15 protein-coding genes and 3 pseudogenes are annotated in these 22,597 nt (G+C 47.6%); 14 read left to right on the top strand and 4 right to left on the bottom strand.

The window, feature by feature from the left end; genetic code table 11:
• Nucleotides 1–344: 344 nt before the first annotated feature.
• From pcnB to UNITIG_RS15165, 11 genes and pseudogenes are all read left to right on the top strand, one after another.
• Nucleotides 345–1,736 carry a polynucleotide adenylyltransferase PcnB gene (gene pcnB / locus UNITIG_RS15220; protein WP_101759150.1) on the top strand — a complete coding sequence of 464 codons (1,392 nt, stop codon included), beginning with the start codon at nt 345–347 and terminating at the stop codon, nt 1,734–1,736.
• A 10-nt stretch (nt 1,737–1,746) separates the two neighbouring features.
• The gene (gene folK, locus UNITIG_RS15215; protein WP_101759149.1) at nt 1,747–2,226 is read left to right on the top strand and encodes a 2-amino-4-hydroxy-6-hydroxymethyldihydropteridine diphosphokinase; all 480 of its coding nucleotides are present in this window, start codon (nt 1,747–1,749) and stop codon (nt 2,224–2,226) included.
• A 117-nt stretch (nt 2,227–2,343) separates the two neighbouring features.
• Nucleotides 2,344–3,023: pseudogene (locus tag UNITIG_RS15210) on the top strand (deoxynucleoside kinase).
• Nucleotides 3,024–3,049: 26 nt separating this feature from the next.
• Nucleotides 3,050–3,938 (top strand): annotated as a pseudogene (gene panB, locus UNITIG_RS15205) (3-methyl-2-oxobutanoate hydroxymethyltransferase).
• Between the two features lie 227 nt (nt 3,939–4,165).
• Nucleotides 4,166–5,050 (top strand): pantoate--beta-alanine ligase, encoded by an 885-nt coding sequence (panC, locus tag UNITIG_RS15195; protein ID WP_101759146.1) that lies wholly within the window; start codon nt 4,166–4,168, stop codon nt 5,048–5,050.
• A gap of 193 nt (nt 5,051–5,243) precedes the next feature.
• A pseudogene (gene acs, locus UNITIG_RS15190) lies at nt 5,244–7,178 on the top strand (acetate--CoA ligase).
• 278 nt (nt 7,179–7,456) lie between these two features.
• Complete coding sequence (locus tag UNITIG_RS15185; protein WP_101759145.1) at nt 7,457–8,320, top strand: serine/threonine-protein kinase; 864 nt, start codon at nt 7,457–7,459, stop codon at nt 8,318–8,320.
• A gap of 14 nt (nt 8,321–8,334) precedes the next feature.
• The gene (locus tag UNITIG_RS15180; RefSeq protein ID WP_101759144.1) at nt 8,335–8,925 is read left to right on the top strand and encodes a hypothetical protein; all 591 of its coding nucleotides are present in this window, start codon (nt 8,335–8,337) and stop codon (nt 8,923–8,925) included.
• A 140-nt stretch (nt 8,926–9,065) separates the two neighbouring features.
• Nucleotides 9,066–10,691 (top strand): caspase family protein, encoded by a 1,626-nt coding sequence (locus tag UNITIG_RS15175; RefSeq protein ID WP_235015412.1) that lies wholly within the window; start codon nt 9,066–9,068, stop codon nt 10,689–10,691.
• A 43-nt stretch (nt 10,692–10,734) separates the two neighbouring features.
• Nucleotides 10,735–12,204: an autotransporter outer membrane beta-barrel domain-containing protein gene (locus UNITIG_RS15170; protein ID WP_101759143.1), complete on the top strand. Its 1,470-nt coding sequence runs from the start codon at nt 10,735–10,737 to the stop codon at nt 12,202–12,204.
• Between the two features lie 14 nt (nt 12,205–12,218).
• Nucleotides 12,219–17,558, top strand: coding sequence for a fibronectin type III domain-containing protein (locus UNITIG_RS15165; protein WP_101759142.1), 5,340 nt, complete (start codon nt 12,219–12,221; stop codon nt 17,556–17,558).
• A 304-nt stretch (nt 17,559–17,862) separates the two neighbouring features.
• Here UNITIG_RS15165 and UNITIG_RS15160 read toward each other — a convergent pair whose 3' ends face one another.
• The gene (locus UNITIG_RS15160) at nt 17,863–18,390 is read right to left on the bottom strand and encodes an MORN repeat-containing protein (RefSeq protein ID WP_101759141.1); all 528 of its coding nucleotides are present in this window, start codon (nt 18,388–18,390) and stop codon (nt 17,863–17,865) included.
• A gap of 236 nt (nt 18,391–18,626) precedes the next feature.
• Entirely contained in the window at nt 18,627–18,749 is a 123-nt protein-coding gene (locus UNITIG_RS25125) for a hypothetical protein (protein WP_255399575.1), read from the bottom strand.
• 371 nt (nt 18,750–19,120) lie between these two features.
• Between UNITIG_RS25125 and UNITIG_RS15155 the strand changes: the two genes are divergently transcribed.
• From UNITIG_RS15155 to UNITIG_RS15150, 3 genes are all read left to right on the top strand, one after another.
• Complete coding sequence (locus UNITIG_RS15155; RefSeq protein WP_369809171.1) at nt 19,121–19,768, top strand: hypothetical protein; 648 nt, start codon at nt 19,121–19,123, stop codon at nt 19,766–19,768.
• A complete protein-coding gene (locus tag UNITIG_RS25675) occupies nt 19,741–20,088 on the top strand; it encodes a hypothetical protein (RefSeq protein WP_369809170.1) in 348 nt (115 codons plus the stop codon). Before UNITIG_RS15155 ends, UNITIG_RS25675 begins: the two co-directional genes overlap by 28 nt.
• Before the next feature lie 286 nt (nt 20,089–20,374).
• On the top strand, nt 20,375–21,370 hold the full coding sequence (locus UNITIG_RS15150; protein WP_101759140.1) for a hypothetical protein: 996 nt from the start codon (nt 20,375–20,377) through the stop codon (nt 21,368–21,370).
• Nucleotides 21,371–21,417: 47 nt separating this feature from the next.
• Here the strand turns inward: UNITIG_RS15150 and UNITIG_RS23125 are convergent, their stop codons facing one another.
• Nucleotides 21,418–21,555, bottom strand: a complete 138-nt coding sequence (locus UNITIG_RS23125) for a hypothetical protein (RefSeq protein WP_159931170.1) — start codon at nt 21,553–21,555, stop codon at nt 21,418–21,420.
• A gap of 234 nt (nt 21,556–21,789) precedes the next feature.
• Nucleotides 21,790–22,485, bottom strand: coding sequence for a hypothetical protein (locus tag UNITIG_RS15145; protein ID WP_145999188.1), 696 nt, complete (start codon nt 22,483–22,485; stop codon nt 21,790–21,792).
• Nucleotides 22,486–22,597: the final 112 nt, after the last annotated feature.

Here is a 22,597-nt window from a genome sequence, read left to right as displayed (position 1 = left end):
CTCGGGAGGATTGGTAACATCACCACCATAAAAACAACTACTAGTTATTAGTATTATTTATAAGTCATTGAAGAGTAAGGGTTTAATTTCTTGGCACAGAACCTGCTATGTATTAAGGAATAATAATAAAAAATGCATAATAAAAACAATAACTGAGACCTGGATGGGGGAAAACATCTGTTTTCCCTTCATCATATACCTCCCTTTAAATACTGCCTGAAATCGCTCTTCCAATATTTCCTCACCAGCCACACTCTAACTAAAGCTAAAAACGTATCTGTGCTACTATCCGCGCCAATTAAAAAAGACCCAACCGTAAACTTCTGGATCGAGCATAGCCCGTTATGACTAATATTTTTTCCCAAGCCATCAAGCGCGTAAAAACCGCGCTGGGGAATGACGCCAGCAACCTCGACCCAAAATCGCTAGACCCGCATATTATTCCAAGAGATAAACATAATATTTCACGCAAGCACATCAGTGATGCTGCGCTGAAAGTAATGACTACCTTACACAAAGCGGGATTTGCTGGATTTCTGGTAGGCGGCGGGGTGCGCGACCTGCTGCTTGGGCAACGTCCCAAAGACTTTGATGTCGCCACTGATGCAACCCCCGAACAAGTCAGAAACCTTTTCCGTGGTGCAAGAATTATTGGGCGGCGTTTTAAAATCGTTCATGTCCGCTTCGGCCGCGAGGTGATTGAAGTCACTACCTTTCGCGGCTCTCATCAGGCACCCGAAGAAAACACTAAAGGTAAACGGCCGGGCAACCAACAATCTGCTCGCTCCAAAGACGGCATGTTGTTACGCGACAATGTCTTCGGCACCGTCGAAGAAGATGCCATTCGCCGCGACTTCACCATCAATGCACTTTATTATTCAAATGCCGATTTTGCGGTTTACGACTACACCAACGGCGTACAAGACTTACATGACAGAGTAATCCGCATCATTGGCGACGCCGCCACTCGCTACCGGGAAGATCCGGTACGGATGCTTAGAGCCGTGCGTTTTGCCGGCAAACTCAATTTTGATATTGAAACTGATACCGCTGCGCCACTGAAACAACTCGCTTCATCGTTAGCAGACATTTCTGCCGCAAGAATGTTTGACGAAGTACTTAAATTATTTATGTCCGGTCAGGCGGTTGCTACTTATGAACTGATGCAGCAACACGGTTTATTCGAGCCATTGTTTCCACAAACTCAAGCTAGCCTCAAAGACCCATCCGCGCATACCTTGATCATGCAAGCCTTACAAAATACTGATAAGCGTATCCAACAAGGGAAACCCGTCACCCCCGCTTTTATCTTTGCCGCCCTGTTATGGCCACCGGTCAAACAACGCCAGCAACAGCTGATAAGCGAAGGGATGCCAGCAGTACCCGCCATGCATCAGGCCGCTCAGGAAGTTGCCTCTCGACAACAACAACTGACTGCCGTACCTAAGCGATTTGGTATGCCCATGCGGGAAATATGGGAGCTGCAATTGCGCCTACCTAATCGCGGCGGCCGCAAAGCTGAGCAGTTATTTGAAAATCGACGTTTTCGCGCCGCCTATGACTTTATGATACTGCGCGAGCAGGCCGGTGAAGATACTGGCGATGTGGTTCAGTGGTGGACCGACTACCAAAACCGTAGCCCCGATCAACGGGAAGCAATGAGTAAAGCCGTGCAAAACCCGTCCGGTAAACGCCGCTCGCGCCGCAAGCCTGCCGCGCCCAAAAATATTCACTAACGCTACCATTATGACCCGCTGCTTTATTGCACTAGGTAGTAACCTGGATCAGCCGAGACAACAAGTTGCAAGCGCCATAAACGAATTATCAACACTTGCTGGCACCACCCTTGTCGCCACTTCGTACTTCTACCAGAGTACTGCCATAGGCCCCGGTGAACAGCCGGATTATATTAATGCCGTTGTTGAACTTCGCAGCCAACTGCAACCGTTAGAGTTGCTGGATGCTTTGCAAGCGATTGAAAATAACCATAACCGCAAACGGTTGGAGCGCTGGGGCCCACGCACGCTTGATCTGGATTTACTCTATTATGGTAGTGCTGTTATCAACGAGCCGCGCTTAACCGTTCCCCACCCACGCATTCTGGAACGCAATTTTGTACTCTACCCCTTGGCCGACATTGCACCGGATTGGCGACTACACAACCAGCGCACTGTTCAACAGCAGCTCTTGTACTGCGCAAAGGACGGCTTGAGTTTGGTTGATTAAGTTTCTTACTCTACAATAGCGCCCACTATTGGCTTGATAGTTTATTCACTGACCTATTCAAGTCTTAATACAGTCGGGAAATAGCACCGTCACGACATAATATAACGGAGACCAGCAGTGAATCAGGATGCCATCCAGCCTGTAATCGATTTACAAAACCGTAAACCACCACCGTTTATTGCTGTTGAAGGTGCTATTGGTGTTGGCAAAACCACGCTGGCTAAAAAGCTGGGGGAAACCTTTAATTATCAAATGCTGTTAGAGCATGCTGAACAAAATCCTTTTTTGGAACGCTTTTATCAAAACCAAAAAAACGCCGCACTGGCAACCCAGTTATTTTTTCTGTTTCAGCGCAGCCAACAAATTCAGGATATGCGTCAGGGTGACATTTTTGAACCAGTCCGTGTGGCAGATTTCCTGATTAATAAAGACCGCTTGTTTGCCCAAATCAACCTCGACAAAGACGAGTATCAACTGTACGAAAAAGTCTACCAACAACTCACCATTGATGCCCCAAACCCGACCTGGTTATCTATTTACAGGCATCCGTAGACGTACTACTCTCACGCATCGAGAACCGCGGCGTCAACATTGAACAGCGTATTTCGAGGGATTACCTCGAAACCATCAACGAAGCTTATAGCGAATTTTTCCTTTACTACGATGATGCGCCACTGCTGATTGTTAATGCCGATGAACTGGATGTGGTAAACCGCCAACGCGACTACGAGCAATTGGTCGACTACCTGCTTAATATCCGCGGCGGCCGCCACTATTTTAATCCGACGTTTTTCTAGCCGCTCAAACGGCCCCGAGGCTCCCTATGTCTACTCATGCTCCCGCAGAATTGCGCAAGGTCACGATCACCAGCTTACAAGCCCATAAAGCCGCCGGTGAAAAATTTGCTGTAGTCGCTGCCTACGATGCCAGCTTTGCCCGCTTGATCGAACAGGCAGGGATTGAAGTGATTTTGGTCGGGGATTCGCTGGGCATGGTGCTACAAGGGCACGATAGCACCCTGCCAGTCACCATTGACGATATGGCCTACCACACCCAATGCGTGAGCCGCGGCTGTAGCAAACCACTGATTATTGGTGATATGCCCTTTGCCAGCTACAGCACTAAAGAGCAGGCGCTTACTAACGCTGCAGCCCTTATGAGAGCTGGAGCACATATGGTGAAACTAGAGGGCGGAGAATGGCTGTTAGAGAGCATTAAAGCCATCACAGAGCAAGGTATTCCCGTCTGCGCCCATCTAGGGCTAACGCCACAGTCAGTTAACGCGTTTGGTGGCTTCAAGGTACAAGGCCGCGACTCTGCACAAGCCAAGGCGATACTGGCAGATGCTAAAAAAGTAGAACAAGCCGGTGCCAGCCTGTTGGTACTGGAATGTGTACCCACCGCTCTTGCTGGCACCATCAGCCAAGCGCTGACGATTCCAGTCATAGGTATTGGGGGGGGTAGATACTGATGCCCAGGTGCTGGTGCTGCACGATATGCTAGGCCTGAGCGCCCACAGCCCGAAGTTTGTGCGCAACTTTTTAGCAGAAACCAATAATGTGCAAAGCGCGCTCAGCGCCTACCACAGTGCCGTTAAAGCGGGGAATTCCCCGGTCAAGAGCACGGCTTCCGTTAGCCCCACGGTACGCGCCTTTTCCCTCAAATGGTGCCAAGACACCCATTTTGTTACTTTTCGCACGCGCTTCCTTTAGTAACAAATTTGTAGCATTTTTACCTTTCAGATCATTGATCCATCATTCTGATTGGGGCATACTTGCCCGCCTCCGATCAATGGTCAGTAAATGCCCAGCGTATTTATCCACCACTTTTCGGACCAGTGAGCCAAAATCTCTGGTAACACTGATCATCAATTTAATTGATGATTGATGCCGGAACATTGATCGCATCAATCGAGATATAAGCCAGGAAGTTGAGTGATATGAAGACATTCAATACAAGCAAGCAACTGCGTAACGCAATTATCCGTGATAAAAGCAACGGTAAGCGTATCGCCTTTGTGCCCACCATGGGCAATCTGCATGAAGGCCATATTCAGCTAGTGCGTAAAGCCAAACAAGTCGCCGACATTGTAGTTGTCAGTATTTTTGTCAATCCCTTGCAGTTCGGCGCTGGCGAAGATTTAGATAATTACCCGCGTACACTGGCTGCTGATAAAGAAAAATTGTTTGCCGAAGGCACTAACTATTTGCTCTACCCCAACGTAGAAGAAATCTACCCGGAGGGTATGGACAAACAAACTCTGGTGGTCGTACCGGACTTATCAGAAACATTGTGTGGCGCTAGCCGCCCGGGCCATTTCGCCGGGGTAGCCACAGTCGTTAATAAATTGTTCCAGATCGTGCAGCCTGATGTGGCGATTTTCGGCAAAAAAGATTTTCAGCAATTAGCCATTATTGAAAAAATGGTCAAAGATCTGTGCATGCCGATTGAACTGATTGGCGTTGAAACCGCTCGCGACCTCGACGGCTTAGCCCTGAGTTCTCGCAATGGCTACCTCACTGATGAGCAACGCTCAATTGCCCCGGCGCTGCATCAAACCCTGCTTGAGTGCCGCGAAGCCATCGCTTGCGGTTTCGACAGCTATCAGGATCTTGAACAGTACTGTACCGATGCCTTGAAAAACGCCGGCTTTGAGCCTGACTATTTTTCAGTACGCGATGCCGAAACACTGCGCGAAGTGACACTCGATACCGAGCAGATTGTGATTCTTGCTGCCGCCAAACTTGGCAAACCCCGATTGATCGACAACGTCACCCTGACCTTAAACCCCAGTCAGGACTGGGGCATGTTAGCCACCCATTAATCAAAAAATCCGGCAGTGCGTTTTTAAACCACTGCCATAACACGACTCTCCGCCGCCAGAACAAACCTTTCTGCCCCCCGCTTAGCTACTCAACGCTTATTTACCAGCCTCACTTTTACCTCCGGATTAATTCCGTTATTCTCTGTCGCCTGCAGCAACAATAACGATCACCTTTATAGATAAGAGATGACCCATGAGTGACTCCAAGATTTACCCCGTGCCCGCGGACTTTGCCGCCAACGCCCATATCAACCAGCAACAATACCAAACCATGTATCAGGCTTCGATCAGCAACCCGCAACAGTTTTGGGCTGAGCAAGCAGAGCAATTCCTTAGCTGGGACCAACCCTGGTCGGCTGTTAGCCAATATGATTTTCGCAAAGCCGAAGCCGCCTGGTTTGTCGACGGCAAACTTAATGTCACCACTAACTGTATCGACCGCCACTTAGCCAGCCGCGGAGAGCAAACCGCTATTATCTGGGAGGGCGACAACCCCGATGACAGCAAAACCATCAGCTATAACGAACTCCACTCACACGTTTGTAAACTCGCCAATGTGCTTCGGCAACGCGGCGTTAACAAAGGCGACCGCGTCTGTATCTATATGCCAATGATTGCTGAAGCCGCCTATGCAATGCTGGCCTGCGCCAGAATTGGCGCTGTTCACTCAGTAGTATTCGGCGGTTTCTCACCGGAAGCACTAAAAGACCGCATCCTCGACTCCGACTGCCAGGTGCTCATTACCGCAGATGAAGGGGTACGCGCCGGTAAAGCGATCCCTCTCAAAGCCAATGCAGATAAGGCGGTGGCGGGCTGCCCCAATGTCCATACCGTTATTACCGTCCAACGCACCGGCAGTGATATTGGCTGGACCGAAGGTCGCGATGTTTGGTATCACCAGGCAACAGCTAATGCTGACGCACAATGCGAGCCCGAATCAATGGACAGCGAAGACCCGCTCTTCATTCTCTATACTTCCGGCTCCACCGGCAAACCGAAGGGGGTGCTGCACACCACTGGCGGTTACTTATTACAAGCGGCCATGACCTTTAAATACACCTTCGATTATAAAGACGGCGATGTGTTCTGGTGTACTGCCGATGTCGGCTGGATAACTGGCCACAGCTACTGCCTTTATGGTCCGCTAGCCAATGGCGCCATCACCTTATTATTTGAAGGCGTACCCACCTACCCGGATGCATCACGCTGCTGGCAAGTTTGTGATAAACATAAAGTCGCTATCTTTTATACCGCACCCACTGCCATCCGGGCATTAATGGCGGTCGGCGATGAATTTGTTAGCGGCAGCTCTCGAAGCTCACTAAAATTGTTAGGTACCGTCGGCGAACCCATCAACCCGGAAGCCTGGGAGTGGTACTACAAAGGTCGGTAACTCCAAACTGCCCATCGTCGATACCTGGTGGCAAACCGAAACCGGCGCCCAAATGCTAACCCCTTACCTGGCGCCACCGCACTCAAACCAGGCTCGGCCTGTCAGCCCATGTTCGGCGTACAGCCCGCACTACTGGATAACGATGGCAACGAAATTGAAGGCGCAGGCGAAGGCAATCTAGTTATCAAAGCCTCATGGCCCAGCCAGATCCGCACTGTATTTGGTGACCATCAGCGCTGCATCGATACCTATTTCAGCACTTATCCCGGCTATTATTTTACCGGTGATGGCGCGCGCAGGGACGCCGATGGCTACTACTGGATTACCGGTCGGGTCGATGATGTGCTGAATGTGTCTGGCCACCGCATGGGTACCGCCGAAGTGGAAAGCGCGCTGGTATTACACCATGCAGTCGCCGAAGCTGCCGTGGTGGGATACCCTCACGATATCAAAGGTCAAGGCATCTATGCCTATGTCACCTTAATGGACGGCCAGCAGCCCAGTGATGAATTAAAAGCTCAGCTCATTGCCTTGTGCGTAAAAGAAATTGGCCCCATAGCGAAACCGGATTTGATTCAATGGGCGCCAGGCTTGCCAAAAACACGCTCTGCAAAAATCATGCGCCGAATCCTGCGCAAAATTGCCGCCAATGAGCTAGATAACATGGGTGACACATCGACACTGGCTGATCCTTCAGTGGTTGACCAATTGATTGAACATCGACTCAATTGCTAGGGTTTTTAATCATCAAGCACGGGGACTTGGCACAAAACCAAGCCCCCCCATTTTTGTTCTAAATAAATCCCAACTAATCACCTCATTTCGCCTATACTGCTAGCCATACAACGCTTTATTTTTCCTCCGCAGTAATAGTCACTTATGACCGATAAAAATATAACCGACCCCGATGCGACCCTTACGGATCGTTAGACCATAACGAAGAAGAAACCCAGCTGCGGGACAACGACGCAACGGCAGTCCGTGGCGACGAGGATGGCACCATTATTATTCCAGTGCCATTCACTGACGCCAAACCCATTGACGATGCCACCATCACCGACCGGCCTGGCTCCACAATTTCTATTGCCAACACCGGCATGCTCGCAGATGACAACACTATCACCGGCGATTCACCGTCACCCAACCGTGCAAACCCTCAAGTAGCATCCGCCAGTAAACAATTCGCCAACACCACTAACTATACCGAGACCAGAAACCCACTTACCAATACATTGCACAAGCCCTACGCGGTTGGTGGCGACGCCATCAAAGACCGCTTCATTATTAAAAGAATTTTGGGCCAAGGTGGCATGGGCATGGTTTGCCAAGCGGTCGATTTACGAAAAGTGGAAGCCGATGACGATCAACCTAATATCGCCATCAAGCTTCTGACCGGCGACTTCCAGCAACACCCTAACGCTTTTATCTCGCTGCAGCGAGAAGCGAAAAAAACCCAGGCGCTTGCTCACCCTAACATTATTACTGTGTACGACTTCGACCGTGATGGTGAAACCGTCTTTATGACCATGGAAGAGCTGGACGGTCATCCGCTCGACGCCATCATCAAGGGTAAAACCGATATAGTTGTAGACTTCAAAACTGCTCTCAAAATCGTAAAAGAGATCGCGCAGGCGCTGGAATATGCCCACTCGAAAGGTATTATCCATTCCGATTTAAAGCCGGGCAATATTTTCTACACCAACACTGGCCAAACTAAAGTGTTAGATTTCGGTATTGCTCGCGCGCTTAACACCGAACTGTACAAAGACACTTACGATGCCGGCGACTTAAATGCTCTCACTCCCAAGTACGCCAGTTTAGAAATGTTTAAGGGGCTAGACCCGACCCTCGCGATGATATTTATGCTCTCGGCATAATAGCCGGTGAATTAATGGCTGGCGTTCATCCCTACGAAAATACCTTTGCCACCGATGTTCTCGAGTTAAAACTTAAACCCACTTTCAAGCAACCCATTAAGTGGCTCTATCGCCGTCTAATTACTAATGCCATTGCGGTAAAAAGAGAACAACGCACCCAGAGCGCCAGCCAATTTTTATCCAGCTTGCAGTGGGCCGTAAATGGACCACGACGGGTATTGATTGGCGGCACACTAGTATTAGTACTGATCATTGCCAACACCTTTTTGATAGAGGCCGTAGATGACGACATTCCATTATCGGAGCTCCCCATCGAACAGCAACAAAAAGTGTTAACCTATATTGCCGAAGCAGATACCGCGCTTAAATTTCAAGATTACAACGGTGCCCTGGTCTATCTCGACAGAGCCTATAAAATTCATAACAGTAATGATGATGTAGAAGACCGTAGCGATCAAATCCTGAAGTTTTTTTCCCAGCAATTAAAAAAAGCACCGTCAAGTGACGAGAAAAAATTTTTAATTGAGCAGCTTGGCACCATTGGAGAATATTCGTTTATCTCTAATAACGATAAGTACAAAGATTTACAGCAGGAAACCCGCTAGCACGCTGATACGCTATTATCGTTAAAGAGCGGTATAGTTAGACACTTTAGCTAAGCGTTAATATTAACTAAGCACGCGTCCACTACCTAACAAATCAACAGCAATCAAGTTGAAATCGCCTTTAACAATATGGAGCGACCATGTTCAAAAAAACACTTAGCTACACGGTAATTCGACACTCTTTGTTAAGCACGCTGTTACTGAGTGCCTTGACGAGTAATGCTGCCAGCCTAACTGCCCGGGAAACCCGCATCGCAGAGCTGCAAGTGGTCGACTGTTTACTACCGGGTCAAATGCGCATGCTCGGTAATCGCAGTTATATGACACCCCGTCGCCCCGCCACCCTGACCGCTGCCGAATGCCAAATTCGTGGTGGCGAGTATGTCGCATATGATCGCGCCGACTTTAAAACCTCGCTCAATGTATGGATGCCTACTGCCGAGCAGGGCGATGCTGACGCACAAGTCAATGTTGGTGAGATTTTTGAAAAAGGAGTTGGCGGCACGCCAAACTACGAAGCCGCCCTAATCTGGTACCAGAAAGCGGCTGCACAAAATAATAAACGTGCGCAATTTAACATTGGTACTTTGTATGAGCAGGGCCTGGGTGTAGAAAAAGATTCGGTAATGGCTTTAAGCTGGTATCGAAAAGCCTGGGGACTGCCAGAAGACAGCTTGGTATTTCAATCTGCAGTAGACGAACAACAAAAAGAATTACTCACCACAATTAACAAAGATATTCGCAAGAAAGATTTGCAAATATCGGTCATGAAACAACAAATCGCGGCACTGAGCAAAACCCTGAGCAAGCAAAAAGATAATGACCTCAAAGAACAAGTCGGCGAACTGCAAGCTCTAGTGAACGAACTCGAGCAAGAAAACAAGGCGATTAAAAGTAAAAAAGCCACTCTCGAGAAAAACAATGAAGGATTAAAGTTACGGACTCCTACTGTTGTCGCGCAAACGCTAACATTCACTAACACGGGCAAAGATGTATCCGTGGGCGATATCAATTTTGGAAAATATTATGCTTTGGTTATTGGCATCGAAAAATATTCTGCCATTAATAATCTGGACACCCCCGTCAACGACATTAACACCATTGCCGAAATTCTCACAAATGATTACGGTTTCCAAGTACAAAAAGTCATTAATGCTGACGACGTCAGCATTATGGAAGCGATCAATAACATTAATGAAAAATTAACCGAAAACGATAACTTACTGATTTTCTATGCTGGTCATGGCGCGCGCTTACAAACAGGCGAACTGGAATCCGGCTACTGGCTACCCTCTAACGCCGATGCCCCGCCCCGCGATACCTTTTGGGTTTCCAATGAATTTGTCACCCGCCACCTAACCCGTTTCAACGCCAAACGGGTACTAGTTGTTGCCGACTCCTGTTATGCAGGGCTGCTATCCAGCGCACCAGGCTTTTTGATGATGGGGAAAGATGGCACCATGACCGATGAATACATCAAATACAAAGCCGGTAAACGTTCGCGTTTATTATTAGCTTCAGGCGGTGACAAACCGGTACTTGATGGCGTGGGTGGTAATCACTCGGTTTTCACCCAAGCCTTTATCGACGTTTTAAAAGGTAACCAAGCTATTTTGTCGGGCCCACAATTGTATATGCAGGTTCGACAAAAAGTTGTCACCTCCGCCAAGGAAGTCGATTTTGATCAAAACCCAGTGTACAAAACGATTAAAGGCGCAGGGCATGAAGTAGGCGACTTTTTCTTTATACCCAAATCTAAATCATGATAAAAATTGATCATCACCAATTAACTCTGCCGAGGGGAAATCTGTGAGAGCGCTTTCTAACGATGCCATTAAGCTGCTTACTATCAGCAGTACACTACTGGTCTCTAGTATCAGTCATGCCAGCTTATTAGATTTTCAAGGCAGCTACGCCAGCGAACTGGAAGAGCGCGCCGCTATCTCCAACCAGCAAGCCTATGAAGAACTAAAAGCCCAGGGCTGTCAGGATTCGGATCGCATTGCGACCGCTAATTGTAGCGGCACAACTTTTATTGTCTGGAATAATGTACGTGAATTAGTGCATACCGCTAACGAGCTATCCAATAACGGTGGCCCTACCCAATACTCTTTGGATGTTCCTCTTTTTGGCTTGGGATTCGCACTGCGCTGGACTGCCGGCGAAGAATTTTCGTCACAAGAATCCATGTCTAACGGTTTTGTTAACGGGCAATTATCCGGATTAAGCTCGCGTATTAGCGCATTGCGTAGTGGCGCCAGCGGTTTTAACCTGTCAGGTATCGAACACCTCGAGGGCAACACCACTAGCGGCAGCAACGCTGGCGACGATAACACTATCGATGCATGGTCACGTTGGGGCGGCTTTTTAAACGGTAGCTATACCTACGGCAATCAAGAAGCTAGCGAACTGGAAGATGCTTTTGATTTTGATGGCAATGAGATAAATGCTGGCATCGATTTTCGAATTGATAATAACTGGGTTGTAGGCGCACTGATCGCTTATCAACAGCAGGAAATTGATTTTGACTCTTCACAAAGTATTGTAGACGGCACCGTCGATATGCGGGCTTATTCGTTTATGCCTTTTGCACTTTATCAATCTGATCAGTGGTACTACAGTGCCTCGCTGGGATTACAGCGAGCTGATTTCGATACCGACCGCAGCATCCGTTATCCATCACTAAACCCTAACACTGAAAGCACCGACACTGTCGCCACCAGCTCCAATAGTGCCGATATTATTTCATCCAGCCTTACCGCTGGCTACAGTTTTTTTCTTACGCAAAGCCTCACTTTTGACCCATCAATCACTGTTAACTATCAAAATATTACTATCGAAGAATATAGCGAAGAAGATATTAAAAACGACGGTTTTAATTTTAATGTCAGCGAGCAAAAAATTGAATCACTCGAAACAGTTGCCAACTTAAAATTACAGTACGTCATCAGTAGCCGCTTTGGTGTATTTATCCCCTATGCCGATATTGGCTTCTATACCCAGCATCATGCTGATCCAGAAATTATTACCGCCACCTACGGCGATGCCTCGGCGGTCTTAAGTAAAGACTCTCAATTTTCTTTACCTACCGACGGCACTGATACTGATTATAAAATTTACACGATAGGAATGTCTTCTGTAATCCGTGGCGCAAGTCAGGATACTTTTGGCTCTGCAGCTAGTGGCGGCATTCAAATCTACCTCAACTATCGCGAAATCAAAGATATTGGCGACTATCGTCAAAAGATTATTGCTGGCGGTTTACGCTACGAATTTTAAAACCGGAGAACACCATGGCTTTTTCACGCCTTACATTTAGTAGCCTTATTTTCGCAGCCAGCCTCAGCCTACTCAGCGCGTGTGGCGGCGGAGGCGGCAGCGATGCAGGTTATCAGGATGACGACACGCCGCCTGAAGCTATCGCTGGTGTGCTCGGGCTAGGGGCTAGTGTTTCTACCACAGAGAAAATGTTTGTAGCCAGAGCTAATAGCCAGGCTACACTTACCGGAAAAGACAGCGATAGCGACGTCGCCCCTATTTTAAAATTTGAATGGAAGCAAACGGACGGCCAAACGACGACGCTTATTGAACGTACTGCCAACTCAGTAGCCTTTAATACACCTGATGTCGCCAGTGAAGAAACCTTCACCTTCGAATTAACTGTCACCGACGCCAATGGCAAATCCGATACCGATTCCTTATCCATTACTGTCATTCCAGTCTCTGATCAAGATCGTTTTCTTTCGGACCCTAACACCCCACCCAGTGAATTGACACTACTGGCCGCACTGCGCGGGGGCGAATCAACCGGTAACGCCGAACAATTATTCAGCATTGAAGTTGCCACTATCGTTCACTGGGTAAATCGACTCGGCGAAGCAGAACAACTACGCATCGACACCCGTACTATTGATGGTAGCTTTCCAAAAAATTTCAGCCCTGCAGTGAACTATGCACCGCTATCGGAGCCCCGCAACCCACTTTTAACCATAGAGCTATTACGATTAAATGCTGACGATATTAATCAAAACTTTGAGACCAGCGAGCGCGATCGCCGCCTGGAAACCTACAATATTCCAACGGCGTATTTAGAAATACAACTAACTATTAATAGCAGCAGCGTTGACTTCGAGATGTATGCATTAACGCGCGGTGGCGATCTTATTGACTCAGATACTGTCGAAACGCAAACCAACTCCCCAGCCATTGGTAACAGTGATTCCAGCAACAAAAAGCAGCTAGCCGCACAGGAAAAACAATTAATATCAATTAACAAATTACAAAGCCCGGTCAATAGTTTTGCCGCTGCAAACGGCGCACTGCTTCAAAGCTGGCAGGTCACTCCAACTGCAAGTTTACTAACCACTAATATTCTCAAGCAACTGGGTTTGGAAAGTACTATTTCGGCCAATGCTTATTACAACCTTATCGATCCAGACGGCCAATTAACCACCCTCAGTAACTGGCAAAAAAATGCCGGATTTATTGATGCCAGTGGTGCCATTATCCGCAGCGATGAAATTTCCAAGGCACTCTATGTTAACAATTATGACTTAGGCTTTGGTCGCGACATGTATTTACGCAAAGCCCCAAACGGCAATGTTTATTCTTATGTTGTTAACTACCCAACCATTGAAGCCGGCATGGAACAAAACGGAGAATTTGCCGCGGTTGCTATGGAATACAGTGAAAACCCTGACCCTGATGGCGCCAATGCAAAAATTGTTAAGTTTTTTGTTTATGTCTTTGATGAAAGAAGCGGCGACTTTATTCGTGTAGGTAGCCTCAACTTTGACGGTAGTGGCGAAAAATTTGTGCCTGGCGTCTGTACCATCTGTCATCAAAGCAACCCAGGGAATCGGGACTATAGTGAAGTTGCAGATGCCGACCTAAATGCGACATTTCTGCCTTGGGATTTGGATTCTTTTCTATACAGCCATGCACTAGACCCTAAAATTATTGAGCCGAGTTTAAACGCAAGCTTATTCTCCGCAGCAAAAATAGATCAATTCAGTAAAGAAAGTCAGGAAGCCGAGTTGAGAAAACTTAATCTTGGCGCCTTGGCTACCTATATAGATAATCCGGAACGCTACGAAGCATCCATTGAACTGATCCACGGTTGGTATGGTGACCCCGATGTTGAACTACCCATTGATGAACTTCCCAATCAGGCATTTGACGGTGACTATGTACCTGCAGGCTGGGTTGGTCAGGAAGATTTGTATCGCAATGTTGTTTCAAGAACCTGCCGTATCTGCCACACGCAGCTGGCTAACAAGCCCAATAATTTTGATAGCTATGAAAAGTTTTTAGATAAAAAAGACCGTATTATTGATTACGTTTATAGTCAGGGCATCATGCCTGCGGCGCGTTTATCGATGGACCGTTTTTGGGTCGATTTCAACGGTAGCGGCACGTCTTCTGCTGACCTGTTACGCGCTCACTTAGTCAGTATTGGTGAAACCGTTCAGCAGACACCAGGCTTACCCGTGCCAGATTTCAGTTTCAGTCCTGCTGAGCCAAGCATTGATGACACCATAATACTCGACGCAACTAATAGCATTTTTAGTAACAGCTTCAGCTGGTCACTCACCACCCCCAACGGTTCGACTGCCAGCCTGAGTAACAGCACCGGCCTGAATAATTTATTCAGTGCCGATATTCCTGGCGGCACCTACAGCGTTACTCTCACCGCACTCAACACACTTGGCCAACAAGCTTCGATCAGCAAGGATATTGTCATCCAGAATCGTACACCGGTAGCAGAATGCTTTAACGTCAATACTGCAGCATTAGCCAGCTCGACAGTACTCAATACTATTGCGACCACCGCCAATATTACCGCACGAGGTGATGGTGGCATTCGCATCAGCAGTATCGACAGCGGCAGCTTTGGCACGGCTACTATCAATAACGACGGCCAAACGTTTGCTTATCAACTCGACAATCCATTTAACCGCGGTGTCGATGTTATTGAATACCAGCTCAGCGATATTGATGGCAGTCTATCAACAACATCCAGCGCCTGTAACACCTCTCCTCGGGCCGGTTTTGCCACCATCACTATAGACTCAACCCCTGCTGGCACCACCGCTACACAAAGCGCCACGGCAACAGTTGATGCGGTAAATAACACCACTGAAATTGACCTCAGTTGGGTAGCCGTTACCGCGATTACTATTGACGGCTACAATGTCTATCGCAATGCCAGTGCCACAGGCGCACCGCTTAACAGCAGCCTGATCACCGGCACTAATTTCAGTGATGATAACAATGGTGCCGGTTTAACCGCTGGAACAACTTATAACTATAGTGTGACTACTGTAGTTGGTGGTGTTAACTCTAACCCCACTAACGCCTCAGCTGCTACTGCGTCATTAACACCGACAGCAGTCACCGCAGATAACAGCGGCACAGACGACAATACCACTGATATCAATATCAGCTGGACAGCACCTGCAGCTGGCGCGGCAACCATTGATGAATACCGTGTGTATCGCGACACCGCTCTTATTCAAACGATTACCGATGACAGCACCACGCTAGCGGACGGTAAAGACACTGCTGACCTTACGCCAGGCACCAGCTATAGCTACAGAGTCACAGCCTTTGATGGTATACAAGAATCGCCGCTTTCAAATACCGCTAACGAAAGCACTACGCCGCTAGCGCCGATTAATCTGAACTTGTCGGCTGGCACGGACGGGCGCAGCGATATTGACCTGGATTGGGATAACCCCGGCGGTAATGTCGATGTGTATGGCGTGTACCGCAACGGTGCCAAAATAACTGAAGTGGCTTCAAGCCAATTTACTGACTCGGGCCTGACACCGAATATGACATACACTTACCATGTCACTGCACTGGTAAACAGCGGCGGCTTGCTGGAACAAGAATCGCTGCCGTCCGATGACCCAGGACTGGACCAAACCACCTTACCCGCAGGAGCCGATGAAGCGACCAATCTAGCCGCCGCACTCGACGGCACCGAGGACGCCACCCATGTTGTTTTATCGTGGGATGTACCTGCAGCTTTCACCGACGAGGGCTACAATATCTACCGCAGCACTAACGACGGTGCGTACACCCTCTTAGGCGCACAACCTACGGTCACTGCCTTGGCGACAAGCTATAGTGACAATGCCAGCAATGCTGCATCACGGGGTTATCCCGCGGTGGCAAATAGCACCAAGTATGAATATAAAATCGCCGCCATTTTCAATGGCGACGAACAGAGCCAAACCGCAGAAAATGTAGCGCTAGCTACGGCAACGACAAATTCACTTGAGGCCACGTCAATAGCCATCGACTTGGCTAACACCAGCAATAGCCAAATTCGCTTCACCTGGACCAGTCCAATCGCGAACGAAGATGACTATCTGGTAGAACGGAGTAATGATGGCGGTAGCAGCTTTACTGTTTCCGTAGAGAGCAGCACCACTAATGAGTTTGCTGTAGATACTGACAGCTTAAGCGCCGCGACTACGTACATCTATCAAATCACTGCCAACCAGGGTGCCGACTCCGGTGTAGCCACCGCCAGCTTAAGCACAGCACCCAATGTGCCTCAGAGTTTAACGGCAACATTGAATGGCGCGAATGGCGATACCCAAATCGACTTGGCATGGAGCGCGCCCGCTTCAGGCAGTGTAGATAGTTACAACATCTACCGCAGCAGTGATGGCAGCGGTAGCGCCATCGCCAATGTCCTCAGCACTGATCCCTTAGTCTATGCTGACACCGGCCGCACGCCAGGCAACAGTTACGACTACACCATCAAAGCGGTGTACGACGGCGTTGAGTCTGCCATTTCCAATACCGATTCAGAGCTGACCAGACCTTCTGCCCCCAGCGCTGTAGTAGCTAGCAGCAAAGCTCCCGGCGATACCACACTTAACAAAACAACCAGAACCGATATTAGCTGGGGCAGTGTTGTCGGCGCCGATGGTTACAACATCTACCGCAATGGCAGTAAAATCAACGGAGGGACGCCAGTGGTAGGCACCAGCTTTGAAGATTCCGGGCTGACCGGTGGCATCAACTATAGCTATATCGTCAGGGCTGTATTGACCTCACCAACACCGGATCTGGAATCCTATGATTCTTTAGCCGACAGTGCCGCCACCTATCCCGAGGCACCTTCAGTGAGCGCCCTCACGGAAACGGAAACCGGCGCCAACTCCTTAACCATAAACTGGAGCGCAAATAACGACGGCAGTGCTACCTATCGCGTGTACTTCAATGGCACTGCGCAGGGCAGTAATACCGCGGTAGATGCAACATCGGCAACGATTAGCGGCTTGAACTCAAACACCACCTACAGCAACATCACAGTGCGTGCTACCGCTAACAGTCTTTCCTCGGAAGACTCTACTCCTGGCCGCTCAGCCGACACCGATGTCACGTTGACCGATATTGCTGCGCAGACATTCTTCTCACAGCCAATAGGCGAATACGCGCAGACATGTGATGGTGCCTGCCACACATTCACCACCAGCCGCGCTAAAGCAGCCTGCTTAATCAACGATGGCTCTTTAAATGATTGCGATGCTGTCGATATGGCACCTAGAAATTACACCATCGATGCAACAGAAAGAGCATTACTGATTGAGTTTGCAGAGGATAATCCCTAACGATCAGCTGACTAAATAACAGAATGTTTTCTTAATGCCTTCAAGGTGATTTTTATAGGTATCAAAAACTACAAAGCCGCATTCATTGCGGCTTAATTATTTAGAATCTTTAAAAAAATTGATCGTTAAAAAATAAAACTGCACACATCCAGTATTGAAATCAGTATCTGCAGGCAAAAAAAATCCCCCTACAACAAACATCAGGGGGACAGGGGAGACAAACCAGTATCACTGTACACAAGTATCAATAACAAACTGTAGAACTTACTACTATTGACCTAAAGACTCTTTACAGAGGTGACGACTACCGACACTGACCTAAACGACATTTATAAATCCGACCAGTACTGGTGTAGTACTTACCGTTGTAACGCTTATTATCTCTAAACTCTCCTTCAAAACGATTGCCATTAGCCCAGGTAAAAACACCCTGACCTTCGCGCTTGTCATCAATCCACTCACCTTCATAGTGGCTGCCCTGAGCCCAGGTATAAGTACCTTGACCATGACGCTTACCTTGAGACCAATCACCCTGATAAACATCACCAGCAGCTGTGCGATAAGTGCCATCACCGGAGAAACGACCTTTTTCAAAAGTACCGGTTAATTTCGCACCATTATTAAAATCAACCGAACCTGAACCGTGCGGCTTGTTGTTTTGACACTGACCACGATATACGCCTTCACGACCATCTGTCTTATCGACGTAACTCACTTTGCAATAATCCATATCGGCCGACGACGCAATTGAAGAATCAACTGCATGGCTTGTTAATGAGAATCCAATGGAAGAAGCAAAAAATATTAACGCTGTTGCTTTTAGACTTTTCATTTTTACTTTCCTCTGCTTTCTTAACCCGACTAACGGCTATCCATCCGCGCCGGACATTTCTTAAGTTCGAGTTCAGGTTAGAACAGCAAAAGCAAAGCTACAACCGTTAAAAGTTCACAGACTTTGTTTCAAAAAATTTTCATCCCGAATAAAAATCCAAGAGTATAAAAAATATTACAATTCTTATAAAAATCAGGTGTGATTTTTTTGTCACTTCATAAAATAAGTAGTAATACTTACAATAACAGCGTCATTAAATTTTCTATTCTCGATACTTTATATTTTTTCAATCGCGCATCATCAAAAAAATGACGCATTAAAATATTTCCAATATGACTAAGCACAAAAAAGTGTGACATATGTCACACCCCCGTATCTGTAAAAGCATTAAATAGGCAACAACCGCTTAGCTGCTGAAATCAGGATTGTTAAACTGATCAATCACTTAGCCAATGTACTAGCTAAACAGTAATGCGATCATCGATTTTTTGGCGCGGCAATCGCTCACATTTTAATAACGCAGATACTTTTTTTTTGACCAAAATAGAAAAAAAAAGTCTAAGAATTTACCTTAAAATTAAGCTGCCACTCTATAAATATCGAATTGATCACATCATCAACGCGCTCAAATAGGCTAGAGACTCTCGATTTCGACTACAGACACGGCTTATGGCTGTGGCATAATGCTCAGCAAATAACACCATAAACCAACCGCTACCAAGGACTTTTCATGCAGCGACTTAACCAACAATTACAAGCTGACCACCTTGCCACTGACTTGATAAACCTGATTGCCACTATTGCCACCGCGGGTAAAGATATCGCCTTTCGCCTGCAACAGGGCGCCATGTCCGGCGTACTCGGCTCTGCCGGTGAAGAAAATGTGCAGGGGGAGACGCAAAAAAAGCTGGATGTTATCTCCAACGACTTATTAAAAGACTATCTGCTGAGTTCAGGTACTGTTCGGGCCATCGCCTCGGAAGAAGAAGAAAGTATTGTCAGCGGCAGCCTTGATGGTAATTACCTGGTGGCCTTTGACCCTTTGGACGGTTCCTCTAATATCGACATCAATAGCATGGTAGGCACCATTTTCTCCATTTTCACAGCACCCCGGTCAGGAGCGGCCAGTGAACAGGACTTTTTACAGCCCGGTCGGCAACAAACCGCTGCCGGCTATGTGCTTTACGGCCCATCAGTGATGCTAGTCCTCACCACCGGTAACGGCGTACAAATGTATACCCTCGACCAGAGCATCGGTGAATTTGTATTAACCGTGGAAAAAGTAGCAATCCCGCTGACACCAAAGAATTTGCCATTAATATGTCCAATCAGCGATTCTGGGCCGAACCCATGCAACGCTACATTGCAGACCTGTTAGCGGGTGATCAAGGCCCCCGCGCCAAAAACTACAATATGCGCTGGGTTGCCGCCATGGTCGCTGATGTGCATCGCATTCTGTGTCGCGGCGGCTTATTCACCTACCCTTGGGATAATCGCGAACCCGATAAACCCGGCAAGCTGCGGCTTATGTATGAGGCCAACCCCATGGGCTGGCTAGTTGAACAAGCCGGGGGCGCAGCCTACACCGATCAAGGCCCCATTCTGGATATCCAGCCAGAGCATATTCATCAGCGGGTACCCGTCATTCTAGGCGCCGCCAACGAAGTTAAAGCGTGTGTTGGGTATCACCAGTCATAAATTAAGCCAGCAAAACTGCTGCCAAAGCCCTCGCTAAAAATGGCTTGCTTATACCTTCAAGCAGCTATTTTTTCAGGGCTTATATCAATCCTTATCTATTCACTGCTAAAAATATCGACCCCGTCACGAATTGGTACAATTACCTCCGCCACAACTTGAATCAGCCCGCCTGGCACTCTATGTTATGAGCTGTCATTCATGTTTTTAATTTTTGAGGCTCCCTCGCGTGCTGCCATCACGAACACAAACTGCACTCTATAATGCCCAAGTGTGCTTAAAGCGACTGATGTCCTCGCAACATGCGATTAAGGGCAACTTTCTGCACCCTTGTGTGATCGATGGCAAAGACACTCTGGTACACGCTAACGACTTACAGCATCGCGACCCGGCCTTTTATCAACAACTACAACACTACGCCGCGCAAAATCACTACACGCTGGTTGCCGATCGCCGTAGCCAGGATAAACTCGACCAAAGCGGTCGCCGTAAAGCCTGGCTCCCCGTCATGGTGCTATCACTAGGCCTCAACACCGCGGTAGCCGCCAGCGATAGAAACGATACGCACAGCAGCGCAGTGCACTATAGCCAAAGCCAATCAGTACTCGCACTACTCCACCCCAGTGCCGATGGCGAACACACGACTGACCGCTTGCATGACCACCAAGGCGAGAGCCTGTTGGAAAGTGGCGGCCAACACGAACACTTTGAATTTGAAATACCCGCCTCCCCCGAGGCTGAACAGTTAGAAGATATTCTGCAACAACACTACACCGCCTCCGCACAGGACCCCGATCATATTCAATACGATCTAACCCAAATGGCGCGTTACCTCAGCCAATACCCGGAAGCCGTTGAGCTCATCCAAGCACTTGCCGAATACCCTTGGCGACTCAGCTACGCCGAAAATACCTTTGAAACAGAAGTGCGCGGTACCCCCTTTCAGGTACAAGCCGTTAATATCCGCTTCGATAGTCGCGCCGCTGCCCAACTGCGTTCACATAAAGCCTGTAAAACCCAAGCCAATGCCTGCATCGCTTCACCCGCTGACGCATTACTGCATGAATTACTCCACGCCAAAGCGGCACTGTTAGAAACCAAACAATTTATTGCGCAGGGTGGAATGAATAGTATTTTGTATCCTTATGAGCATGAACGTGCCGTAATTCAGCATGAAAATTCTATTTATCAGGCAATGAGTGACAGGGATGGCGTAATGAGACCGCAGCGGTTTGCCCATGCGGGAAGATTAGTCGCTAGCTCCTGCTCTTTTTGTATTAATTAATTTCTTTATCTAGCTCTGCATTATTTGCAGGTTTTGCCGTATTAACGTTATTCATTATTTTCTGCCCAGCAGCAGTCGGTCCATTGCGCACTTTCTTCAACAATAATCTCCTCTACTTCAAAAACAAGATTACCAGCAAATGAAGGTAAGGAAATCCCGCAAAGGTTAATCATATAGTTACGCATTTTTATCACCCGATTTAGCATTATTAAAAACATACTTCTAATGGTGAGTCGTTAGCAACGTCAGAACGATTCACTAAACAGCAGAGGTAGCACTGCAGCACATGACTTCTTAACGAAGGGACAAATGAAGGAATATTTATTAACTATAATTGGATTGGTGTCTATCGAGAATAAGTGAGGGGGTTGTTGCGCCGCAATTTCAGCAGCGCACATACAAGATGTTAAAAAAATGGATTAAATCCCACTAGTTACAAGGTCACCTGATAGTGCCTGATAGAATTTATCGCCCGAAAATGATTGGACCATCTTCCCCAGCAACTCACTCATACTTTCCTGCGAAGCAATATTATAGCCATCAAAAAAGTTAAAGGTAAAACCACCACCTTCAAACTTCTCACTCCACAGCACGACACCGTTTGCACTTACCAGCTGAAGCGTCACATCCAAGCCCCCCCAAGTAGGAACGATAGGAGCCAACCAGGTGTAATTACTAAAACTAATATCATCAACTACACACTTTAATATTGGTGTTTTTTCAGTTTTCACCTCTATCTCTTTCACCACAGTGTAACCAGATGTTTCAAGGGTTTCTTTAAGCTCATCAATCGCTGCCGGCTCGACACTTACTGTATAACCTGCCATCTCAAGAGCTTCTCTAACATTCTCCATGAGCTGCTTACTCTCATCACCATGGATATAGACCGGAGCAACAGGAATAGCAAATGGAGTAAGTCGACCCCAGCCTACCTTCCCACCTGTAAAGCCTTCGGCTTTATCTGCAACAGATATACTCCCTTGCCGCTTATTCTCTGCGGCCTGTAAACCCTCGTGCTGCAGCTTGGAAATTGTACAGCCGCTAGCGAGAAACAAAGTAATTGACAACAGGCTTAACACTTTACTAATACGATAAAACATACTTTTTCCTTTCATTCTTATTATTTCTTGAAGAGATTGATTAACCGCGAGCATTATACTTATTTGTAGTGCGCATACCTAAAGGTTACTGACACGAAACCAAAAAAAACTCGTCAATATTCTTGTT

Source organism: Oceanicoccus sp. KOV_DT_Chl, from assembly GCF_900120175.1.
GTDB lineage: Bacteria > Pseudomonadota > Gammaproteobacteria > Pseudomonadales > Dasaniaceae > Oceanicoccus.
Note: the sequence above shows the minus strand (reverse complement) of the source record. Positions and strands in the feature narration are given on the sequence as shown.